The sequence below is a fragment of the Corallococcus praedator genome, from assembly GCF_003612125.1.
Classification (GTDB): Bacteria; Myxococcota; Myxococcia; order Myxococcales; family Myxococcaceae; genus Corallococcus; species Corallococcus praedator.
In genome coordinates, this window is the sequence record NZ_RAWI01000001.1 from 85,578 (window position 1) to 103,942 (window position 18,365).

Genomic DNA, 18,365 nt, shown 5'->3' on the forward strand with positions numbered 1-18,365 from the left:
GTGAGTGTCCGACATCCCTTCGAGGAAGGCACATGGACTCGGGAATGTTTGTCCGCGCGGCGACCGCTATCCGAGGATGAAGTCCTTGGGGCGCAGCGGCTCGGGCTGGGGCTCGCCCAGCGCCTCCAGCATGTTGATCTCCGCCGTGCGGGACATCGCGAGCAGGGGCAGGTCGTTGGGTGTGTTCCCGAACGGCTCCTCCAGCTCTTCGCTCAGGAGGTCCAGGCCGAAGAAGGTGTAGGCAATCATCGCCGACAGCACCGGGGTGAACCAGCCCATCGACTCGGCGAGCCCGAAGGGAAGCAGGAGACAGAAGAGGTAGGCGGTGCGGTGCAGGAGCACCGTGTAGGCGAAGGGCAGGGGCGTGAGGCGGATGCGCTCGCAGGCGGTGAACACGCTCATCATGACGTGGACCCGTTCGTTCAAGGCAGCCCAGGTGATGTCGGTGAGCCGACCCTCCCGCAGCAGGCGGGCCAGCTCCACCTGGTGCTCGCGCAGGAGGGCGTTCGGGCGGTTCCCGCTGGCCAGGACGCGCGAGCGCTCGGGCTCCGAGACATAGAGTCCGATGTCCTCCGTGGCATCCTGCCCCCGCAGGTGCGCGGCGAGTGCGTACGGGAAGGCGATGGTGCGGTGCACCAGTCTCCGGGCCGCCTGCCGCCCCGCGACGGGCAGCTCGGCAGTCCCGTCGTCCAGCAGCGCGATGGCCGCGTGGGTAAAGGCCCTCACCTCGATGATGAGCGCGCCCCACTGCTTCCGGCCCTCCCACCACCGGTCGTAACAGGCGTTGTTGCGGAACCCGAGGAAGATGGAGAGCGCGATGCCGAGCAGTGACAGCGGCGCGGGCGACGTGACGGGGAGCCGCAGGTATCCCTGCTTGAGCGTCAGGACGACGAGCGAGGCGAGTGCCGCGACGCCGAGGACGTGGGGCAGGACGCGCGGCAGGATGGTGCCGCGCACGACGAACAGGAGCTTGAAGAAGCCAGGACGGGGACGGACGATCACGAGGCGTGTCTCGTGCCTCAAATCCCCGTGTATCGCAAGCGTGCCGCCCTGGACTGCCTGCCCCCAGGAGGCTGAATGCACCCGAAAGGACTTCACCGGTTCCCCTCGCCCACGCTTGCGGCGCTCCGTGCAGCTCTTCCCCAGGTGCTCCCGGCTCTGTCTACGTCGCGAACCGCTTCCGGTAGTCCCTCGGCGAAATGGAGAGGTTGCGCTGGAAGGTCACCCGCATCCGTTCCTCGCTTCCGAAGCCGCACATCCGGGCGACCTGGTCGACGTTGCGCTTGGAATCCTCCAGCATCCGCCGGGCCGCCTCCAGCCGCATGACCTCCACCGCCTTCGCCGGGGTGCGGCCCGTCTTCTGTTTGTAGACGCGCGCGAAGTTGCGCGGGCTCATGCGGGCTCGGTCCGCCAGCGTTTCGACGGTGAGATCGTCACTGCCCAGGTGGTCCGTGATCCACAGGTGCAGCTCATCGAAGTCGGCGCTGTCCTGGGTCTGTGATTGCAACAGCTCGCTGAACTGGGATTGACCGCCCGGACGCTTCAGGAAGACGACCAGCTCCCGGGCCACCTTCATGGAGATGTCACGTCCATGGTCCGCCTCCACCAGGGCGAGGGCCAGGTCGATGCCCGCGGTGACTCCGGCGGAGGTCCACACCCGGCCTTCCCGGACGAAGAGCGCGTCCCGGTCGAGCTGGATGGACGGGAAGCGCTCGCGCAGCAGATCGCACAGGGCCCAATGCGTGGCCGCGCGCTTGTCGTGAAGCAGCCCGGCTTGGGCCAGCAGGAAGGTGCCGCTGCAGACCGAGGCGGTACGGCGCGTCGCTTCCGCCTTGCGCCGAAGCCATTCAATCAGGGGCTCGGAGCGGGCCAGCACCTGTTCGATGGACGGTGAGCCAGGAACGACGACCGTGTCCACGGGGACGTCCGTGAAGCCGGCGAGCGGCACGGTGTGCAACGCGACGCCTTCGGCCGTCTGCACCAGCCCGCCGTCCAGGCTCACGGTGTGGCGGACGTACCCGGGCTCTCCGCGCTCGGCCAGCGCCTTCGTCGCGGCCCAGAACACCGTCTGTGGCCCTGTCAGGTCCAGGAGCCCCATGTCCGGAAAGGCGACGAAGAGCACGGTGCGCGGCCCGTAGGGGTTTGGCAGAAAACCAGGGTTGGTTGGCATGGCTGCCAGAGCCTTTCATCCGTACGTTTCCACCGTCAACTGAAAGGCAAACATGAAAATCGTGGTCATCGGCGGCACGGGCCTCATTGGAACGAAGCTGGCGAAGCGGCTTCGCGAGCAGGGCCATGAGGTGGTGGCGGCGGCCCCCAGCACGGGCGTCAACACCCTGACGGGCGAGGGGCTGGCGGAGGCGCTCGCGGGCGCGCAGGTGGTGGTGGACGTGGCCAACTCACCGTCGTTCGAGGACAGGGCCGTGATGGAGTTCTTCGAGACGTCGGGGCGCAATCTCCTGGCGGCGGAAGAGAAGGCCGGCGTGAAGCACCACGTCGCGTTGTCCGTGGTCGGCACCGAGCGGCTTCTGGGCAGCGGCTACTTCCGCGGCAAGATGGCCCAGGAGAACCTCATCAAGGCCGGCAGGACCCCGTACACCCTCGTGCGCGCGACGCAGTTCTTCGAGTTCATGGGCGGCATCGCGCAGGCGGGGACGCAAGGGGAGACGGTGCGCCTGTCCACGGCGCTGATGCAGCCCATCGCGTCGGACGACGTGGCGGACGCGGTGGCGGATGCGGCGCTGGGCGCGCCCGTGCAGGGAATCGTCGAAGTGGCCGGGCCGGAGCGCGTTCGGCTGGTCGACGTCGTCCAGCGTTACCTGCGCGCGAAGCGGGACGGTCGCCAGGTCATCGCCGACGCGCGTGCTCACTACTTCGGCGTGGAACTGGACGACACGGCGCTCACGCCGAGCGGCAAACCGCGCCTCGGGACGACGCGGTTCGACGCGTGGCTCCGCGCTTCCGTGTCGTAGCCGCGCCTCGTTGGAAGTTCGGGCCCGCGCTCCGGATCAGGACGCGCGACCGGACGTCGTTGCTGTGAAGCGGGCCTTGTCGGTCCGCCACAGCTTCTCGAGGGCGGCGTCGTAGCCCACCACGACGTGCGGCCAGCGCTCGCGCACGCTGTCGAGGAACACGTTGCGCGCCGGCGGGTCACGGAAGGCGACCGAGAGCGAGGGCTGGTCCGTGAAGCGCAGCTTGACGAGGTGGTTCGTCTGGATGAGCACCCCGTTGTGGCGAACCTCCTCCTCGGCGCCGTGCACCCATGCCAGCGACTGCAGCCGCCGGGCCTGAAAGGTCAGCGGCAGCAGGGTGAAGGCGAAGTTCGGCGCCATGATGAGGCCCCAGGCACGCGCCGCGGGCATGGCGGCGGCCAGCTCCCGCTCGGCCTCGTCGAGAGTCCCGGGGCCGCCCCGATGCAGCCAGCGCAGGTTCGGGTGCAGTTCGGGCTTGAGGCGCCAGACGAGCCCGAGCGCGAGCCCCACGAGTCCGAAGGCCCCCACGGAGCCCGTCATCCCGAACAGGAGGACTCCACCTCTCAGGGCGCCGCCGAGCACACTCGAGACCCGCCAGAGCAGCAGCGCTCCGATGAGCACGAAGGCCCCACCCAGGACGATGAAGCGGTTGCCGACGCGGCGGATGTGGGAGCGCAGGTGCGGGGTCGACACGGGGTTCCTCTTCGCAAGGTGCCGCCGCAGCCTACCAGCACACGGCGCATCTCCCGCCGGCCCTCCGGGACGTCGCTGAGCCGCCGCCCAGGCCGCTGCCCCTCTCGGGCGCTGCCGCGTAGAGGAAGGACGGGAGCCCTGATGGAATGCTCGACCGCGACAAGGCGCTGGATCATGCGAAGCAGGGAGGCAGCCCGTTCCTCCCCGATGTCGAACGAGCGCTTCGAGCGAAGGAGGGAGTCTGACCCCGGTGGGCGGGAGTTGGAGCCCGCGCTCCGCATCACGACGCGCGAGCCCGTACGAACCGCCAGGCGAGGAACATGAGCAGTCCGGCGATGGCGGCCTTGAGCAATCCGCCTGGAATGAAGGGAACAAAGCCCTTCTGGAGGGCCGTGGCGAAGTCGAGGGAGGCCGCCACGCAAAGCCAGGACACGCCGACGGCCAGGATGACGAGCTGGCCCGCGATGAAGAGGGGCACCGCCGTCCACGGTCGCCTGTCGTAGCCGTGGCGCGCCGCGAGGCCCACGAGGAAGGCCGCGGGGAGGAAGCCCACCAGGTAGCCGCCGGTCGGTCCGACAAGCTGTCCCCAGCCGCTGGCCGCCTTGGCGAAGAACGGCAGTCCCACGGCCCCCAGCAGGAGATACGCGAGCTGCCCGGCCATGCCGCGCCTGGGTCCGAGCGCGGCGGCCGTGAGGACCACCGCGAGCGTCTGTCCCGTGATGGGCACCGGTGAACCTGGCACCGTGAGGGCGACCTGCGCGAGCAACGCGGTGCAGAGCGCCGCGCCGAGGACGAGCGCAACCTCCTGCGCGCGCGTGAGCACGAAGACATCGGCCAGGACGCGATGAAGTGGAGGACTGGCGCCCGGGCTCAATGCGAACCCACCAGCGAGGCGTGCGAGCGGAGTGACGACGGGGAGGGGCGTGGAGACACGGCTCGATGCTCGGTGAGGACGGGCGCCGGTGCAAGGATGCCGGCGCCCGGGACGTGTCATCGCCGTGAAGCGCCGGAGGCCCGTGCTCGTGGCTTCAGGGCGCGCCGCACGCCGCCGCGCCGAGCGCGGTGACGAGATCGGTCCGGGCGAAGTAGGCGAACCCCGCGATGCGCAGGCCGTTGCGGGAGGGCCGGTCGTCGGCGCGGAAGGCGTCGAGCACGGTCGTCTCCGCGAGTTCGAGCGCGTCGGAGGCGCGGTTCTCGGAGAACCACTTCCCGGAGTAGTCGCACTCGGCGGAGAGGATGGGCCACACCTGGACGGGGCGGCTCCACTCCCGCGAGAGGGATTGGAGTCGCGGACGTCACCCGTTCCGCTGCCTTCTTTGACGCGGCCCTGGGGGCGCTGGGCCTCCACCGGTCCGCGCAGCTTCCCGAGGATCAAGGGACGGATGCCATCGGTTACGGACGCGACTACCCGATCTTCCGGATCGATCGCTTCCACCCGCACAGCGTGAAGCAACACACGGCTCAACTCTCGGATGGGGCGCTGCTCAGCCAGAAGAAGTCGTCTTCGCTGGCCAAAGCCTTCTCCAAGAACTCTCCAAAGGACCGCGCAATGACCCGGGAGTGGACGGGATCCGGGAACGTTCCGTGGTAGCCGTCGCGCAGTGTGTAGCGGGCGTTCTCCTGTTGCCCCACGTCAACCAGGACGAAGTCCGTGTCCTGGAGGTCGACGAGCGCGTACCAGGACGCCGGGCCGTTCGCGTCCTGATCGCGTCCCTGGATGGCCACGCGTGCGCGGCGAATCTCAGCCAGCGGGAGGATCCAGAAGTTGGTATCCGGCCAGGGCCGAAAGAGGGCTGCGCCGTCGCAGGTGGATTCGGGAAGTGGTGTTGGGTGATTTCCGCAAGCAGCCGGGGCATGTGCGTAGTCATCGCGCCGTCCTCAGTCCGAGTACGGGCGAGAAGGGCCCGGAGTCAGCCACTTCCCACCGGGCGCAGCAGGAAGCGTCCCTGCCAGTCGCCCTTGAAATCGGCCAGCCAGATGCAGCCCATGAGCGCATGCCCTTGCGCTGCGCACCTTGCCTCGCACCGGGACATGAAGGCGGCGCTGCAGTGCCATGGCCCGTAATAGATGGTCGTCCGCAACTGACCACCCTCCGGACGGGGGAAGGGCGGGCTCACCCACTTCGCGGTGGCGAGATTGCCAACGGCTCCGACGGTGGCTGAGCCGCACCCGACGAGGGTGAGCGCAAGGGTTGTGCTTACGGCGCGCTGGAGATGGCGGACGGCTGGCATGTCGGAACATGCCAACATGGGCAAGAGAGAAAGTTAAGTCGCGGCAGCGAGTTTTCCTGGTGGTGGAGCGCGGCCCGTCGGTGATGGGGAGGCGGCTCACCTCACCCACTCGAAGGGTGCACCACGGGCAGGTCCTCCTGTTCCTCCTCCTCATCGCGCGAGCGCTTCGACTCGCCCCGCAGCTTCTGCATGAGCACGTAGAGGCTGGGGATGAAGACGAGGTTGACGACGGTGGACACCAACATGCCTCCGAAGACCGCCGTGCCCAGGCTGTTGCGCGCGGCGGCTCCGGCGCCCTTGGCCAGCATGAGCGGCACCACGCCCAGCAGGAAGGCGATGGAGGTCATCAGGATGGGGCGCAAGCGCACCTCGGAGGCCTCGATGGCGGCGTCCATGGCGCTGCGTCCCTGCTCGCGCAGCTGTTCAGCGAACTCCACGATGAGGATGGCGTTCTTGCTCGCCAGCCCCACCAGCATGACGAGCCCCACCTGACAGAAGACGTCGTTGGGCAGCCCTCGCAGCATCTGCAACCCCAACGCTCCCAGCACCGCCAGGGGCACCGAGAGGATGACCACCAGGGGCAGGGTGAAGCTCTCGTGCGGACAGCTTCTCAAGGGCGACGTCTTCCTCTTCGTCGGGCGGTGCCGTCGCCGCGCCAAGGTGCTGTACTTCGACGGCACGGGGCTTTTGCTGCTCACCAAACGCCTCTTCAAGGGACGCTTCGCCAGGCCCTGGGTACAGGCGGGTGCGCTGAGCGTGGAGCTGACGGTGGCCGAGTTGTCGCTGTTTCTGGAGGGCTGCGAGCTGGCCGGGCGCTGGAAGCTATCGCCTCCCGCCTTCGAGGAGAAGGAGCTTGCGGTGGCGCCCGCCGTGTAGCGCTATCGCGGAAGTGTGGTGCGCATCGAGCATGTGACAGACCTGGAAACGGCGAAGCAGATGGCCGCGCTGCTCGAGGCGGAGCATGCGCGCCTGCACCAGCGGCTGGAATTGCTGGTGCAGGAGAATGCCAGGCTCAAGGGTGAGGATGCCCAGGCGCGACTGCAACTGGAGCTCACCCAGCTTGCGGAGCAACTGGCGCTCATGCAGCAGCGCCTCTTCGGCGCCTCCAGCGAGAAGCGAAAGCCAGCAGTGGAAGCGACACCGCCGGCGAGCGCACGCAAGCAGCGCGGGCACGGGCCGCGTGCCCAGCCGCAGCTGCCCGTGCAGGAGGTGGTGCTGCCCCTGGACGAGGCCGACAAGGTGTGCGGCCTGTGCGGCGGTGCGTTGAAGGAGTGCGCGGGACAGACGGAGGACAGCCAGGAGGTGAGCGTGGTGGAGCGCCACTTCGTCCTCAAGCACTACCGTCGGCAGAAGTATCGCTGCCCCTGCGGGTGTGCGCCCGTCACCGCGCCGGCCCCGCCGCGCCTCATTGAGGGGGGCCGCTACTCGGTGGACTTCGCCGTCCACGTCGCCCTGCGGAAGTATGGCTTCCACCTGCCACTGGCGCGCCAGGAGCGCATGTTTCAGCGAGAGGGCCTGGTGGTGGACAGCCAGACGCTCTGGGACCAGCTCAACGCGCTGGCCCACCACCTGCAGCCCAGCTACGAGGCGCTGCCCGCGGTTGTCTTCTCCTCCCCGCTCATCCACGCGGACGAGACGCACTGGTACATGCTGAAGAAGGGACCGGGGAAGAAGTGGTACGCGTGGACGGTGGCCTGTGCGGACGCGGTGTACCACCGGATTCTGCCCAGTCGCTCCGGGGCCACCGCGAAGCTGGTACTCGGTGACTACGCGGGCGTCGTCATGGTGGATGGCTACGCCGCCTACCAGACGGTGACGAAGCCTGGAGCGGATGGGCCAGCCTCCTGCTCCCTGGTGTCTTGCTGGGCCCACGTGCGACGCAAATTCGTGGAGGCCGAGAGAGTGGCCCCCGTGTGCGCCGAGGTGCTGTCGCTCATTGGCCAGCTGTATGCCATTGAGGCCGACCTGCTGCACGCTGCGCTCGCCGCCATCGAGACTCCCGGCACCGTCACGCTCCCGTCCAGCTCCGACTGACACCACCGCGCCCATCGAAGCCGGGCGGGGGCTCATCCACGCCCCGTCCAGATGGGGCGCGGCGAGCTGTTACCCATGGGCTTCCCTGGTGGTCTCCGCATTCCTGTAGTTGAGTCAGTCCATGCGAAAACTCCTCCTCCTCTGCTTGCCGCTGTTCGCCTGTGTGACGACGAAGTCCGTCCCGGTCCCGGCTTCTGCCGACTCCAGCGCGTTGCATCAGGTGAAGCGGGTGAAGGTGGCCGAGGGGGTCGAGCTCGAGCTGCTCGACTTCGGAGGCCAGGGACCCGCGCTCGTCTTCCTGTCGGGCCTGGGCAACACGGGCCACGTGTTCGACACCTTCGCGCCGGAGTTCACCGCGGCCCATCACGTCTACGCCGTCACCCGCCGGGGGGTTGGCTCGTCGAGCTGGCCCGAGCAGGGCTACGACACCGCCACCCTGGGCGAGGACGTCGTCCGGGTGCTGGAGGGGCTGGGAATCGCGAAGGCGTCATTCGTGGGCCACTCCGCCGCCGGGCCAGAGCTCACCTGGGTGGCAACCCATCACCCGGAGCGCGTGGAGAAGGTGGTCTACCTGGACGTGAGGACCAACGGTGACCTGCTGGCGGAGCTCCTTACGGTCCTGCCCATGCCTCCTCCGAGCGAGCCCGCTCCCGAGGACGTGGCCTCACGCGCCGCGCTCGCCGCCGCGCTCGCGAGTGACGTCGGAGGAGCGTTCCCCGCGCACGAGATCGACGAGGCGAACGAGTTCGATCCGAAGACCGGGCACTACCTGCGCGCCCGCAGGTGGCCGCACGCGGAGGAGCGGGTGATGAAGGGTTTCTCGAAGGTGGACTTCGCGGCCGTGACGGCGGCCGTGCTCTTCCTCTACGTGGATCAGCCTCGGTTCGGGCGGCCGGAGGACCTCCCAGGCTTCTCCCAAATGGACCTTCCCGTGCAGGAGAAGTTGAGGAACCTGGGCGCCAGGGCGCTCCAGCGGGACGCCGAAATGCTGAGCGTGATGAGCATGCCGAACTGGAAGGGCATCAAGCTCGAGCACGCGCGGCACTACGTCTGGCTCACCAACCATGACGAGGTGCTGCGCGAGATGAAGACCTTCCTCGAGACATTTTGAAAGGGCGGCGAAGGCGCGCTGGATGAGCGCATCTCTTGTTTCCACACTTCGAGCAAGCGAGCACGTCCAGCGCTTTCCGTCCTGCGTAGCAGCCTGGCGAGAGTCCAATCGTGGTGTGCGCTCCTTCTTCGGCTCCTCCCTCGTCGCGGCAAAGGACGGGCTCTCTTCCTCCGGCTCCGGCCTCGCCCCTGCTTGGGGGAAATGGCTCGCCTGCGCGGTGAAGACCCGGGATGCTACCTGCTGCGCGCCGCCCTTGCCGCCATCGAGAATCCCGGTACCGTCACGCTCCCGGCCAGCTCCGACTGACGCCACCGCGCCGTGCTTCAATGCCCGGCGGGCTCATCCTCGCCCCGTCCAGACGGGGCGCGGCGAGCTGTTACGATGAAGTAGCCCTGGTCCTCATCCGGGATGAAGCCGGTGGGCACCACGCGGAAGAGCGCCACCGTGGCCCCGAGGAAGGCGACGAAGACGGGCAGCACCAGGACAGGATGCCGGAGCAGCCGGCGCAGCATCCCGCCATAGAGCCGCTTCGTCCCGTCGAGCACCTGATCCACCTTGCGGAAGAAGATCCATTTCTCCCCGTGGTGGCGCTTGAGCAGCAGGGCGGAGAGGGCAGGGGTGAGCGTGAGTTCACACGCCGTGGACAGGGCCACCGGGACGAACACCGCCACCAGCAGTTGATTGACGCCAAGGCCCAGGGCAGGGCGGCCGTTGAAGCGCAGGAACTGGCTGTAGTTCTCGGCGCCCATCTCCGCGTGGCCCACGTCCTTCACGCGGACCAGCTGGCCGTCGGCGCCGCGCAAGACGACGATTTCGTCGAACTCCTCGGGCTCGATGAGACGTCCGCTCGCACGCACCGCCAACTGGTAGTCCTGGTCCGCGCGGCTGGGAGGCTGGCCCACCTGGCCCGCGGCCACCTGCAGGTTCTGCTCCTGGAGCGCGCGCCACGTCCTGGGGCGTGAGCTTGCGGCGGGCCAGCTCCGTGGGATCCAACCACAGGCGCATGCTGAACCGGCGCTCGCCGAACAAGCGCACGTCGCTGACGCCCCGCACGCGCTTCAAGGCGTCCTTCAGGTTGATGTCGGCGTCGTTGCTGATGAACTCGGCGTCGAAGCGCTCATCCGGGCTGTACAGGCCGAAGGAGATGAGCAGCTGGTTGGCGCCCTTGTTGACGACGATGCCCGTCTGGTTCACCTGCGAAGGCAGGCGCGCGGCGGCGCGGCCCACGCGGTTCTGCACGTCCACCGTGGCCACCTCGATGTCGCGGATGGGCTCGAAGGTGATGGTGATGGCGCTGGTGCCGTCATTGCTCGACGTGGAGGAGATGTAGCGCATGCCCTCCACGCCGTTGAGCTCCTGTTCCAGCGGGATGGTGACGGCGCTCTCCACCACCTCCGCGCTGGCGCCCACGTAGGTGGCCGTCACCGTCACCTGGGGCGGGGCCAGATCCGGATACTGCGCGATGGGCAGGTTGGGGATGGCGATGCCCCCCACCAGGGTGAGCAGGATCGAGATGACGGCCGCGAACACGGGCCGTCGGATGAAGAAGTTCACCATGGTGGGGAGGCCCGGGCTACTTCAGGGTCGCGATGTCGATCACGAACCGGTACCGGACGTCGGAGGCGAGCACACGCTCGTAGGCGTCGTTGATCTTGTCGGCCGGGATGACTTCGATGTCGGCGCCCAGGCGGTGCCGGGCGCAGAAATCCAGCATCTCCTGGGTCTGGCGGATGCCGCCAATGAGCGACCCCGCGAACGAGCGGCGGGTCATGATGAGGGAGAACACCTGGAGCGAGAGCGGCTCCGCGGGGGCGCCCACGTTGACGAGCGCGCCGTCCAGGGCCAGCAGGGACAGGTAGGCGTCGAGGTCGATCTTCGCGCTCACCGTGTTCACGATGAGGTCGAACGTTCCGGCGAGCTTCTTGAACGTCTCCGGATCCTTCGTGGCGTAATAGTGGTCCGCGCCCAGGCGCAGGCCGTCCTCCTTCTTGCTCAGCGACTGCGACAGGACGGTGACCTCGGCCCCCATCGCGTGCGCGATCTTCACCGCCATGTGCCCAAGCCCGCCAAGCCCCACGACGGCCACCTTCCTGCCGGGGCCAGCACCCCAGTGGCGCAGCGGCGCGTACGTCGTGATGCCGGCGCACAGCAGGGGCGCGGCGGCGTCGAGCGCGAGGCCCGCGGGGATCTTGAGGACGAAGTCCTCGGCCACGACGATGTGCGTGGAATAGCCGCCCTGGGTGGTCCTGCCATCCTTCCCGACGGCGCCGTAGGTGCCGGTGAACCCGTTGAGGCAGTGCTGCTCCTCGCCCTTGCGGCAGTTCGCGCACTCGCGGCACGCATCGACCATGCAGCCGACGCCGACGCGGTCGCCCACGGCATGCCGGGTGACCTCGGAGCCGACCCTGGTGACGATGCCGGCGATCTCATGGCCCGGGACGAGGGGGTAGGTCGCTGAACCCCACTCATTGCGAGCGCTGTGGATGTCGGAGTGGCAGATGCCGCAGAACTTGATCTCGATGAGGACGTCGCGCGGGCCTGGCTCACGACGCTCGAGGGTCGTCGGACCGAGGGGCGAGGTCGCGGAGCTGGCGGCGTAGGCGTTGACGGTGGGCATGGGTCTTCGGATCTCCGTGGGGGGACTGTTGAGCCCTGTTCACGAAGAGGAGTACGCCCCGGGGGCGGGGATGACTACGCGCGGGGGAGCCAATAGGCTCTTAAGCAAGGCTTAACAGTGGGGCGGAAGCGCTCCGGTAGCGTGGCCGCGTGCAGGCGGTGGAGCGGTCCCTCCCAGCAGCCCTCGAAGGCGGTTCTCGCGAATGAATACGGCTCCCTTCCCCCAGCTCCAGGTGTTCCTCGCCGTGGCCCGCCTGCGCAGCTTCAGCGGCGCGGCGCGCGAGCTCGGCGTCTCCACGGCGGCGGTGAGCCAGTCCGTGCGCCAGCTCGAGGGGCAGCTGCGCGTGGTGCTGCTCACGCGCACGACGCGCAGCGTGTCGCTGACGGACGCGGGCCGGCGGCTCGTGGAGGGGGCGGGCCCGGCCATGGGGCAAGCGCTCACTGCGCTCGCCGAGGTCTCCGCGCAGCCCGGAGAGGCCGTGGGCCGGGTCCGGCTGTCGGTGCCTCGGGCGGCGGTGCCCTACCTCATCACCCCGGTGGTCCCCGCCTTCCGCGAGCGCCATCCCCGGGTCGAGGTGGAGGTCGTCGTCGAGGAGCGCTTCGTGGACATCGTGGCGGAGGGCTACGACGCGGGCGTGCGGCTGAGCGAGGCCATCGAGCGGGACATGGTGCAGGTGCGGCTCACCGACGCGTTCCGCTTCGTGGTGGTGGGCTCGCCTGACTACCTCGCGCGTCGCGGGACGCCCCAGCGCCCCGAGGACCTCTTGAACCACGAGTGCATCACCTTCCGCATGCGGACCACTGGAGCGCTCTACGCCTGGGAGCTGGAGCGGGGCCGCAGGAACTGGCGCGTGCCGGTGCGCGGGGGCGTGGTCACCAATGACAGTCATCTGACGGTGCCCCTGGTGGAGCAGGGCCTGGGGCTGGCGTATGTCTTCGAGCCCATGGTGACCGAGCAGCTGCGCACCGGCCGGTTGCTGCGGGTGCTCGAAGCGTACGCACCCACCGTCCCCGGCTTCTTCCTGTACTACCCCAGCCGGGCACAGCGCTCGACGCCGCTGCGCCTCTTCGTGGAGGTCGCCCGGGAGCTGGCCGCGAAGGCGATCTAGGGCTCAGGGTTGTTTCTTCGGCAGCGGCGCCTTGGCGTCGTACTGCGCGTCGCTGACCTTCTCCAGCCATTCAACGACCTTGCCGTCGAGCTGCTCCTGGATGGCGAGATGGGTCATCGCGGTGGTGGGTGAGGCGCCATGCCAGTGTTTCTGACCGGGCGGGATCCAGATCCTGTCCCCTGGCCGGATCTCCTCGACCGGGTCGCCCCACCGCTGGACCCTGCCGACCCCCGCGGTCACGATCAGCGTCTGCCCGAGCGGATGGGTGTGCCATGCGGAGCGGGCACCGGGCTCGAACGTGACGTAGGCGCCAGCGGTGCGCGAGGGAGCATTCGCCTGGAAGAGAGGATCGACGCGGACGGACCCCGTGAAGTTGTCAGCGGGTCCTTGAGTGGACGCCTGTGATCCATTCCGCGCGATGTTCAGCTTCTGCGGGTCACCGCCCTTGGCGCCACCTGGAGGCACGGTCTGCGCGAGCGCGGGAGCGAGCAGCGAGAGCGACAGGATTGTTGTGGTGAACAGTTTCATCTCCACTCCTTTCGAAGAGAGATACGCCCGGGTCCTCCAGGGGATTAGGCCCCAGGGAGCCAATAGGCTTTTAAGCGCTGCTTGACAGTCCGACGCATGGCGTGTCGCCGGGGCCATCACCCTGCGACGGTGAGTCAAGTCGATGTGACGCTGCTTGTTACAGCTCGCGCGACTCTGTGACAGGCCGCGCTACTCGGCACGGGCCTGTCACCTGATACACGGCGACACTCCCGAGGACATGCCGCGGTGCGGTGGCCCTGGCTCGGAGGGTGCATGGACCCCGTGCCGGGTCGTCGTCGGACCCGGCATGCAGTCCCCCTCATCCCCCCAACGAGAGGTCCCATCCATGAACATCCAACTGACGTGCCGCCTGATGGCGGCGGCGCTCTTGAGCCTGACCGCCGCGGGTTGCCAGGGCGACGAGGCGCAGTCATCCGCCGGTGACGCGCTTGCGACGCAGGAGGCGGAGGCCACGCAGCAGTGCGTCGAGGGCTTCTCTGGCATCAAGAACTGCGCGACGGGCCGCGCGAAGGTCGCGAAGAGCAGCAAGGGCATCGCGGTCTCCGGGCTTGTGGACGTGAAGACGGACGGCTTCACCAGCGTGTTCCCCCGGGCCACGATCTGGGAGCTGACGCCTGACATCGTCGGGCTTGGAGCGACGGGACAGGGCCTGGAACTGACGGCGCGCGATGGCGACCAGGTGGTCAGCTCGCTCCGCATCGGCCTGACGGGCAACGGGGATCAGGTGGTCCTCCAGCCCACGTTCACGGGCACGCCGGGCGGCTCGGCGTACCGCGTGAACCTGTATCAGAACAACCGCTTCCTGGGGTTCCAGCACTACGAGTTCGACTACGGCGTGAACTCCACCTGGTACGACATCCACATCCGCTTCCACCCCATCAACATCGGCTTCCGGAATCACTCCGCCACGAGCTTCTTCGACTCCATCAGCACGGGCGCCTGCGTCTGGAGCTTCCGCGGCGCGCCGGGTGATTTCTCGCTGGATGTGGATGGCAAGCAGCTCAAGGGCGACTACCTGGAGATCGTCGAGGAGGTGAAGGAAGGTCACTACCCCTACACCGGCTTCTCCGGCATCGACGTGAAGGCCTCCGCCAAGGACTTCACCATCCTGGGTGAGTCCTTCGTCGCCGGGAAGTAGTCGGCTCCGTTGAGCAGGTTCCACGCCGGGCGGGAGTGTCTCCCCGTCCGGCGTGTCGTTTTTGCGGTCTGCCCGCGCGGAGTGGCCGTCACGAAGCGGCAGGGCGCCGCAGTGCCTCGGACAGGGTGACGAGTGCCCGTTCCTGCGCGGGGGACAGCCGCACCGCGGGCCGCACGCGCTGCACCTTCGCGAGCGCCGTCCGCCCATCCGGTGCATCCTCCCGCACGACGAGGAGCGCGGCGGTGGCGAACACGAAGGTGTATTTCATTCGCCGCGCAGCCTAACCCCGGCCGGCCTCCGCCGGGACGGACCTCTCTTCCGCCCCGGGGGGCTTCCTGCTCCTGACTACATCGGGGTCACGCAGCCCGGCTGCGCGATGGCGCAATACTGGCTGGCTTCACTGACGCAGAGGCTGTCCCAGGCGGTGTTGCAGCAATACGGATCCTGGGAGCACACGGTGTTGACGCAGCCACTGCACGTCCTGCTCAGCGCGGCGCCCGAGGTGCACACGTTGTGCGCGCAGGAGGGGGCGCTCGGAGCGCAGACGTTGTTGCTACCGCAGGCCTGCCCCGAACCACAGGTGCCACAGTTCAGCGTGCCGCCACAGCCATTGGAGATGGAGCCGCAATTCTTGCCCTGCGCGGCGCACGTCGTCGGGGTGCAGGCGCAGACGTTGTTGCTGCCGCAGGTCTGTCCGGTGCTACAGGTGCCACAGTTCAGCGTGGCGCCACAGCCATCGGAGATGGAGCCGCAATTCTTGCCCTGCGCGACGCAGGTCGTGGGCGCGCAGGTGGCGGTCGGATCGAAGACCTCCACGCTGGAGATCGCCTGCATGTTGCCCTGGGCGTTGTAGGAGGTGCCTGCGATGAACAGGACGCGCCCGTCCGCCAGCGCGATGGTGGGGTGCTGCGTGCGGCCCTGGGTGATCGCCCCCACCGTGATCCAGCCGGCGGTGGCGGGCGTGTACAGCTCAACACCGTAGGTGTTGAAGGAGCCCCCCGCCATCAGGATGCTCCCGTCAGGTCGCACCACCGACGGCGCCGACGAGTGCGTGACGGCCGTGCTGCCTGTGTTCGTCCAGGTGTTGGTGGCCGGGTCGTACAGCTCCGCAGCCAGGGTGTAGCCCGTCACGAGCGCCTTCCCATTGGCCAGCAGGTGCAGCGTGTGGCCGTTGCGGCCCGCGTTCATCGAGGCCACCGTGGTCCATGCCCCCGTGGCGGGGTCCCAGATCTCCGCGTGGTTGCTGGCGGACGTGGTGCTGTTGCCTCCGCCCGCGACGAGCACCCGCCCGTCCGCGAGTCGCACCGCGGCCTGCCCCATCATCCCGGCGTTGAGCGAACCCGTGGACGTCCAGGTGTTCGTGGACGGCGCGTAGAGATAGGCATTGGTGACGTAGCTCACGCCGCCCACCACCAGCACCCGCCCGTCCGCGAGCAGCGTGGCACTGTGCCCGTAGCTGGAGCGCGGCAGGGCCGCGGCGGCGGACCAGGTGTTGGTGCTCGGCTGATAGCGCTCGGAGGAGGCGATCACGCTCCCCCCGCCGATGCCGGCCACGACGAGCACGCTGCCGTCCTGCAGCTGCGTGGCGGTGTGGTAGCGGCGCGCGGTGGCCATGGACGGGCCGCTGCTCGACGTCAGGGTGGCCGGGTCATACAGCTCCGTGGTGGCCATTTCGCCGGAGGGCGTTCCGCCACCCGCCACCAGCACCTTGCCATTGCCGAGCAACGTGGCCGTGTGCTGATAGCGTGCCGACAGCAGGGATCCTCCGCTGACGACGACCGCCGATGACTGGGAGGCTTCGACGCCGTCCTCCGGCATCTCCAGCTCGGTGGGTGTGATTGCGGGCCCGCACGCGAAACAACACAACAGGGGAACGACGACCAATGACTTCCAATACGACAGGGACATGAGGTGCTCCTGGGGGGTGAGACCAGGAGCATCGCATGCGGAGTCTCAGTGTAACGCGTGAAACATGAAATCCGGGGGTGTCACTTCGGAACCCAGACGGCGACCCAGTCGATCTGCACGTTGCCGGCCGCGCTGGAGGAGGGTGCGGTGCCACTCAGGTCCGTCTCCGTCTGGAGGACCCAGTGCATCGGCGTGGTGGGCACGCGGCTGGTCTTGTCCAGGATGACCGTCCCATCGAGGATGAAACGGCACCGGCCCGGGGTCCACTCGATGATGGCGGTGTGCCACGACGTGAAGCGCGCGCTGGTGGAGACCGGGTCCTGGTCCCCGCCGGACGTACCGTTCTGCCGGTGCATGAACCCGCCGATGGTGCTGTCGAGGTCGCCTTCCGGGAAGTCGATCTCCCCGTCGCGAGGCCACACCTCGCTGTCCGGCCAGAGCAGCCACGCCGTCTTGTAGCCGGGCACCGCGTCCGCCTTGAACCGCACCGCGAAGCGACCCGCGGGCAGTCCGCCGCTCGCCGTCGCGCCCGGAATCTTCGGGAGCACCGCGGCGACCCGGTGCACGCCGTTCACGGTGTGCAGGTACTTGTTGAGCACGCCGTTCTGGATGCTGACGACCGTGGAGGGGGAATAGGTGCCGTTCTTGCTCGTGTCCTTCCAGCCGTCCAGGTAGGCGCCCCACTTCGACGACACCGCCGCCGGGAACTGGCCCACGGGCACCGGGGTGGTGAAGTCATCGGTGAACACCTGCCGCCAGTTCGTGAGGTCGCCCACCGGCATCGGTTCGCCCGAAGGGCCCGAGCCGCCGCCGGCCACCAGCGTCACGGCATCCACGAGGATGGCATTGCCCGACGTCGCCTGGTTCTGGAGGACATACACATCCACCGTGTCGCCCACGCGCTCCACGGTCCCCGTGATGGTGAGCCGCTGGAAGGCGGTGGTCAGCGTCGCGTCCGTCGTGAAGAGCTTGTAGGTGCTACCGGCGGCGCTCTTCTCCCGGAGGATGAGGCTCACGGGCTTGCCCACCGTGCCGGTGTTGCCCGCGGCGACATACGCCGTCGCCGTATACGCCTGGCCCTGCGGCGCATTGGTGATGGCACTCTGCGCGCCGTCCAGCGAGTACATGGAGGCCGCGCCGCTGACGGTGACGCGGGCGATGTACTGGCCGTCCGGTGCTCCCGTCCGGGCCTCCCGCGTCAGCGTTCCCTGCCACGACGACCAGCCGCTCGTGTTGGTTTCAAAGGATGTGTTGGTGATCGCGGACATGAGCGGCGCCGGGGCCTGCATCGCTTCGGCTTCTGTTTCAGGAGCCTCCGGAGCCGGGCTGCACGCGGAGGCCAGCGGAAGCGCCAGCACCAGGGCCCAGGCGCGACGGAAACGTGACCCACGGCGGATACGGATTTCACTCATCGTGTTCTCCTTGAAAGGCGTGAAATACCCGCCTACTTATAAATCAAGGAAACCATCTGGCCAGTGGGTTTTAATCCTTCGGGGCGTCCAGCCATGCGGCCAGCACGTCCGCGTGACATGGGCCCGGCTTGCACCAGCAGCCCAGCCGCTTGCCGCGCAGGGCTCGCACGTCGCGCAGGTAGTCCGCGTCGTGACGGGTGCGCAGCTCCAGGTACCAGCGGAAGGACTCGAAGGCGTCCGGCTCCGGGCCCATGCGGCGCAGTGCCTCCTCGCGGATCCGCGCGGCCTCGTCGGCGGGCAGGGTGGACAGCCAGGGTTCGAAGTAGGTGCGCAGCATCGCCTTCTGCGTCTTCACGCCCCCGGGCTTGAACGGATTGCCGAAGCGGCCGGGGACGGGGTTGAGGGGACCGGGCTTCGCCCAGACGCGGAAGGCTCGGCCCACGTACACGTCACAGGCCTCGTGGACGTGCACGGCGGTGGTGCGGGATCCAGACATGGCCTCGACCGTTACCAGACGGGCACCGCCCGGGCGATCCGGTTGGCAATGCCCTCTGGAAGGGGCAACGTAGGACGCCCGCCTCCTCCCACCCCC

Annotated in this window: 18 protein-coding genes and 2 pseudogenes; 6 read left to right on the top strand and 14 right to left on the bottom strand. The window is 68.4% G+C overall.

What is annotated here, in order from left to right; translation table 11 throughout:
* Window positions 1–66 precede the first annotated feature (66 nt).
* Together D7Y13_RS00320 and D7Y13_RS00325 are read right to left on the bottom strand one after the other, a co-directional pair.
* Window positions 67–1,002 (bottom strand): bestrophin family protein, encoded by a 936-nt coding sequence (locus tag D7Y13_RS00320; protein WP_120530875.1) that lies wholly within the window; start codon window positions 1,000–1,002, stop codon window positions 67–69.
* 160 nt (window positions 1,003–1,162) lie between these two features.
* Window positions 1,163–2,170, bottom strand: coding sequence for a GlxA family transcriptional regulator (locus D7Y13_RS00325; RefSeq protein ID WP_120581825.1), 1,008 nt, complete (start codon window positions 2,168–2,170; stop codon window positions 1,163–1,165).
* 52 nt (window positions 2,171–2,222) lie between these two features.
* Here D7Y13_RS00325 and D7Y13_RS00330 point away from each other — a divergent pair, with 52 nt between their 5' ends.
* Window positions 2,223–2,972 (top strand): SDR family oxidoreductase, encoded by a 750-nt coding sequence (locus tag D7Y13_RS00330; protein WP_120530877.1) that lies wholly within the window; start codon window positions 2,223–2,225, stop codon window positions 2,970–2,972.
* A gap of 36 nt (window positions 2,973–3,008) precedes the next feature.
* Here D7Y13_RS00330 and D7Y13_RS00335 read toward each other — a convergent pair whose 3' ends face one another.
* The 5 genes and pseudogenes from D7Y13_RS00335 to D7Y13_RS00365 form a co-directional block, all read right to left on the bottom strand.
* Complete coding sequence (locus D7Y13_RS00335; RefSeq protein ID WP_120530878.1) at window positions 3,009–3,665, bottom strand: hypothetical protein; 657 nt, start codon at window positions 3,663–3,665, stop codon at window positions 3,009–3,011.
* A gap of 280 nt (window positions 3,666–3,945) precedes the next feature.
* On the bottom strand, window positions 3,946–4,488 hold the full coding sequence (locus D7Y13_RS00340; protein WP_233595204.1) for a biotin transporter BioY: 543 nt from the start codon (window positions 4,486–4,488) through the stop codon (window positions 3,946–3,948).
* A gap of 205 nt (window positions 4,489–4,693) precedes the next feature.
* Window positions 4,694–4,912 carry a hypothetical protein gene (locus tag D7Y13_RS00345; RefSeq protein ID WP_120530880.1) on the bottom strand — a complete coding sequence of 73 codons (219 nt, stop codon included), beginning with the start codon at window positions 4,910–4,912 and terminating at the stop codon, window positions 4,694–4,696.
* A gap of 214 nt (window positions 4,913–5,126) precedes the next feature.
* Window positions 5,127–5,390 carry a hypothetical protein gene (locus tag D7Y13_RS47605; RefSeq protein ID WP_233595203.1) on the bottom strand — a complete coding sequence of 88 codons (264 nt, stop codon included), beginning with the start codon at window positions 5,388–5,390 and terminating at the stop codon, window positions 5,127–5,129.
* 607 nt (window positions 5,391–5,997) lie between these two features.
* Window positions 5,998–6,495, bottom strand: a pseudogene (locus D7Y13_RS00365) (efflux RND transporter permease subunit); the annotation flags it as partial.
* Between D7Y13_RS00365 and tnpB the strand changes: the two are divergent.
* The 3 genes from tnpB (at window position 6,464) to D7Y13_RS00380 (ending at window position 9,041) form a co-directional block, all read left to right on the top strand.
* Complete coding sequence (tnpB, locus tag D7Y13_RS00370; RefSeq protein ID WP_120530882.1) at window positions 6,464–6,772, top strand: IS66 family insertion sequence element accessory protein TnpB; 309 nt, start codon at window positions 6,464–6,466, stop codon at window positions 6,770–6,772. The pseudogene D7Y13_RS00365 and the gene tnpB overlap by 32 nt on opposite strands.
* 18 nt (window positions 6,773–6,790) lie before the next feature.
* Window positions 6,791–7,930 carry an IS66 family transposase gene (tnpC, locus tag D7Y13_RS00375; protein WP_120630613.1) on the top strand — a complete coding sequence of 380 codons (1,140 nt, stop codon included), beginning with the start codon at window positions 6,791–6,793 and terminating at the stop codon, window positions 7,928–7,930.
* A gap of 121 nt (window positions 7,931–8,051) precedes the next feature.
* On the top strand, window positions 8,052–9,041 hold the full coding sequence (locus tag D7Y13_RS00380; RefSeq protein WP_233595202.1) for an alpha/beta fold hydrolase: 990 nt from the start codon (window positions 8,052–8,054) through the stop codon (window positions 9,039–9,041).
* 353 nt (window positions 9,042–9,394) lie between these two features.
* On the opposite strand, the pseudogene D7Y13_RS00385 reads toward D7Y13_RS00380, so the two are convergent.
* Together D7Y13_RS00385 and D7Y13_RS00390 are read right to left on the bottom strand one after the other, a co-directional pair.
* Window positions 9,395–10,598: pseudogene (locus tag D7Y13_RS00385) on the bottom strand (efflux RND transporter permease subunit); the annotation flags it as partial.
* Between the two features lie 16 nt (window positions 10,599–10,614).
* Complete coding sequence (locus D7Y13_RS00390; RefSeq protein ID WP_120581823.1) at window positions 10,615–11,658, bottom strand: NAD(P)-dependent alcohol dehydrogenase; 1,044 nt, start codon at window positions 11,656–11,658, stop codon at window positions 10,615–10,617.
* Window positions 11,659–11,860: 202 nt separating this feature from the next.
* On the opposite strand from D7Y13_RS00390, the gene D7Y13_RS00395 reads away from it, so the two are divergent.
* Complete coding sequence (locus tag D7Y13_RS00395; protein ID WP_120581822.1) at window positions 11,861–12,766, top strand: LysR family transcriptional regulator; 906 nt, start codon at window positions 11,861–11,863, stop codon at window positions 12,764–12,766.
* A 3-nt stretch (window positions 12,767–12,769) separates the two neighbouring features.
* Here the strand turns inward: D7Y13_RS00395 and D7Y13_RS00400 are convergent, their stop codons facing one another.
* The gene (locus D7Y13_RS00400; RefSeq protein ID WP_120581821.1) at window positions 12,770–13,294 is read right to left on the bottom strand and encodes a (R)-mandelonitrile lyase; all 525 of its coding nucleotides are present in this window, start codon (window positions 13,292–13,294) and stop codon (window positions 12,770–12,772) included.
* 346 nt (window positions 13,295–13,640) lie between these two features.
* Between D7Y13_RS00400 and D7Y13_RS00405 the strand changes: the two genes are divergently transcribed.
* Window positions 13,641–14,453, top strand: coding sequence for a hypothetical protein (locus D7Y13_RS00405; RefSeq protein WP_120581820.1), 813 nt, complete (start codon window positions 13,641–13,643; stop codon window positions 14,451–14,453).
* A gap of 88 nt (window positions 14,454–14,541) precedes the next feature.
* Here D7Y13_RS00405 and D7Y13_RS00410 read toward each other — a convergent pair whose 3' ends face one another.
* The 4 genes from D7Y13_RS00410 to D7Y13_RS00430 form a co-directional block, all read right to left on the bottom strand.
* Window positions 14,542–14,721, bottom strand: a complete 180-nt coding sequence (locus tag D7Y13_RS00410) for a hypothetical protein (protein ID WP_120581819.1) — start codon at window positions 14,719–14,721, stop codon at window positions 14,542–14,544.
* Between the two features lie 77 nt (window positions 14,722–14,798).
* Window positions 14,799–16,361 (bottom strand): Kelch repeat-containing protein, encoded by a 1,563-nt coding sequence (locus tag D7Y13_RS45580; RefSeq protein WP_158620231.1) that lies wholly within the window; start codon window positions 16,359–16,361, stop codon window positions 14,799–14,801.
* A gap of 80 nt (window positions 16,362–16,441) precedes the next feature.
* A complete protein-coding gene (locus tag D7Y13_RS47070) occupies window positions 16,442–17,773 on the bottom strand; it encodes a glycoside hydrolase family 16 protein (protein ID WP_199732632.1) in 1,332 nt (443 codons plus the stop codon).
* A 70-nt stretch (window positions 17,774–17,843) separates the two neighbouring features.
* Window positions 17,844–18,269, bottom strand: coding sequence for a DUF4326 domain-containing protein (locus D7Y13_RS00430; protein WP_120581818.1), 426 nt, complete (start codon window positions 18,267–18,269; stop codon window positions 17,844–17,846).
* Window positions 18,270–18,365 lie beyond the last annotated feature (96 nt).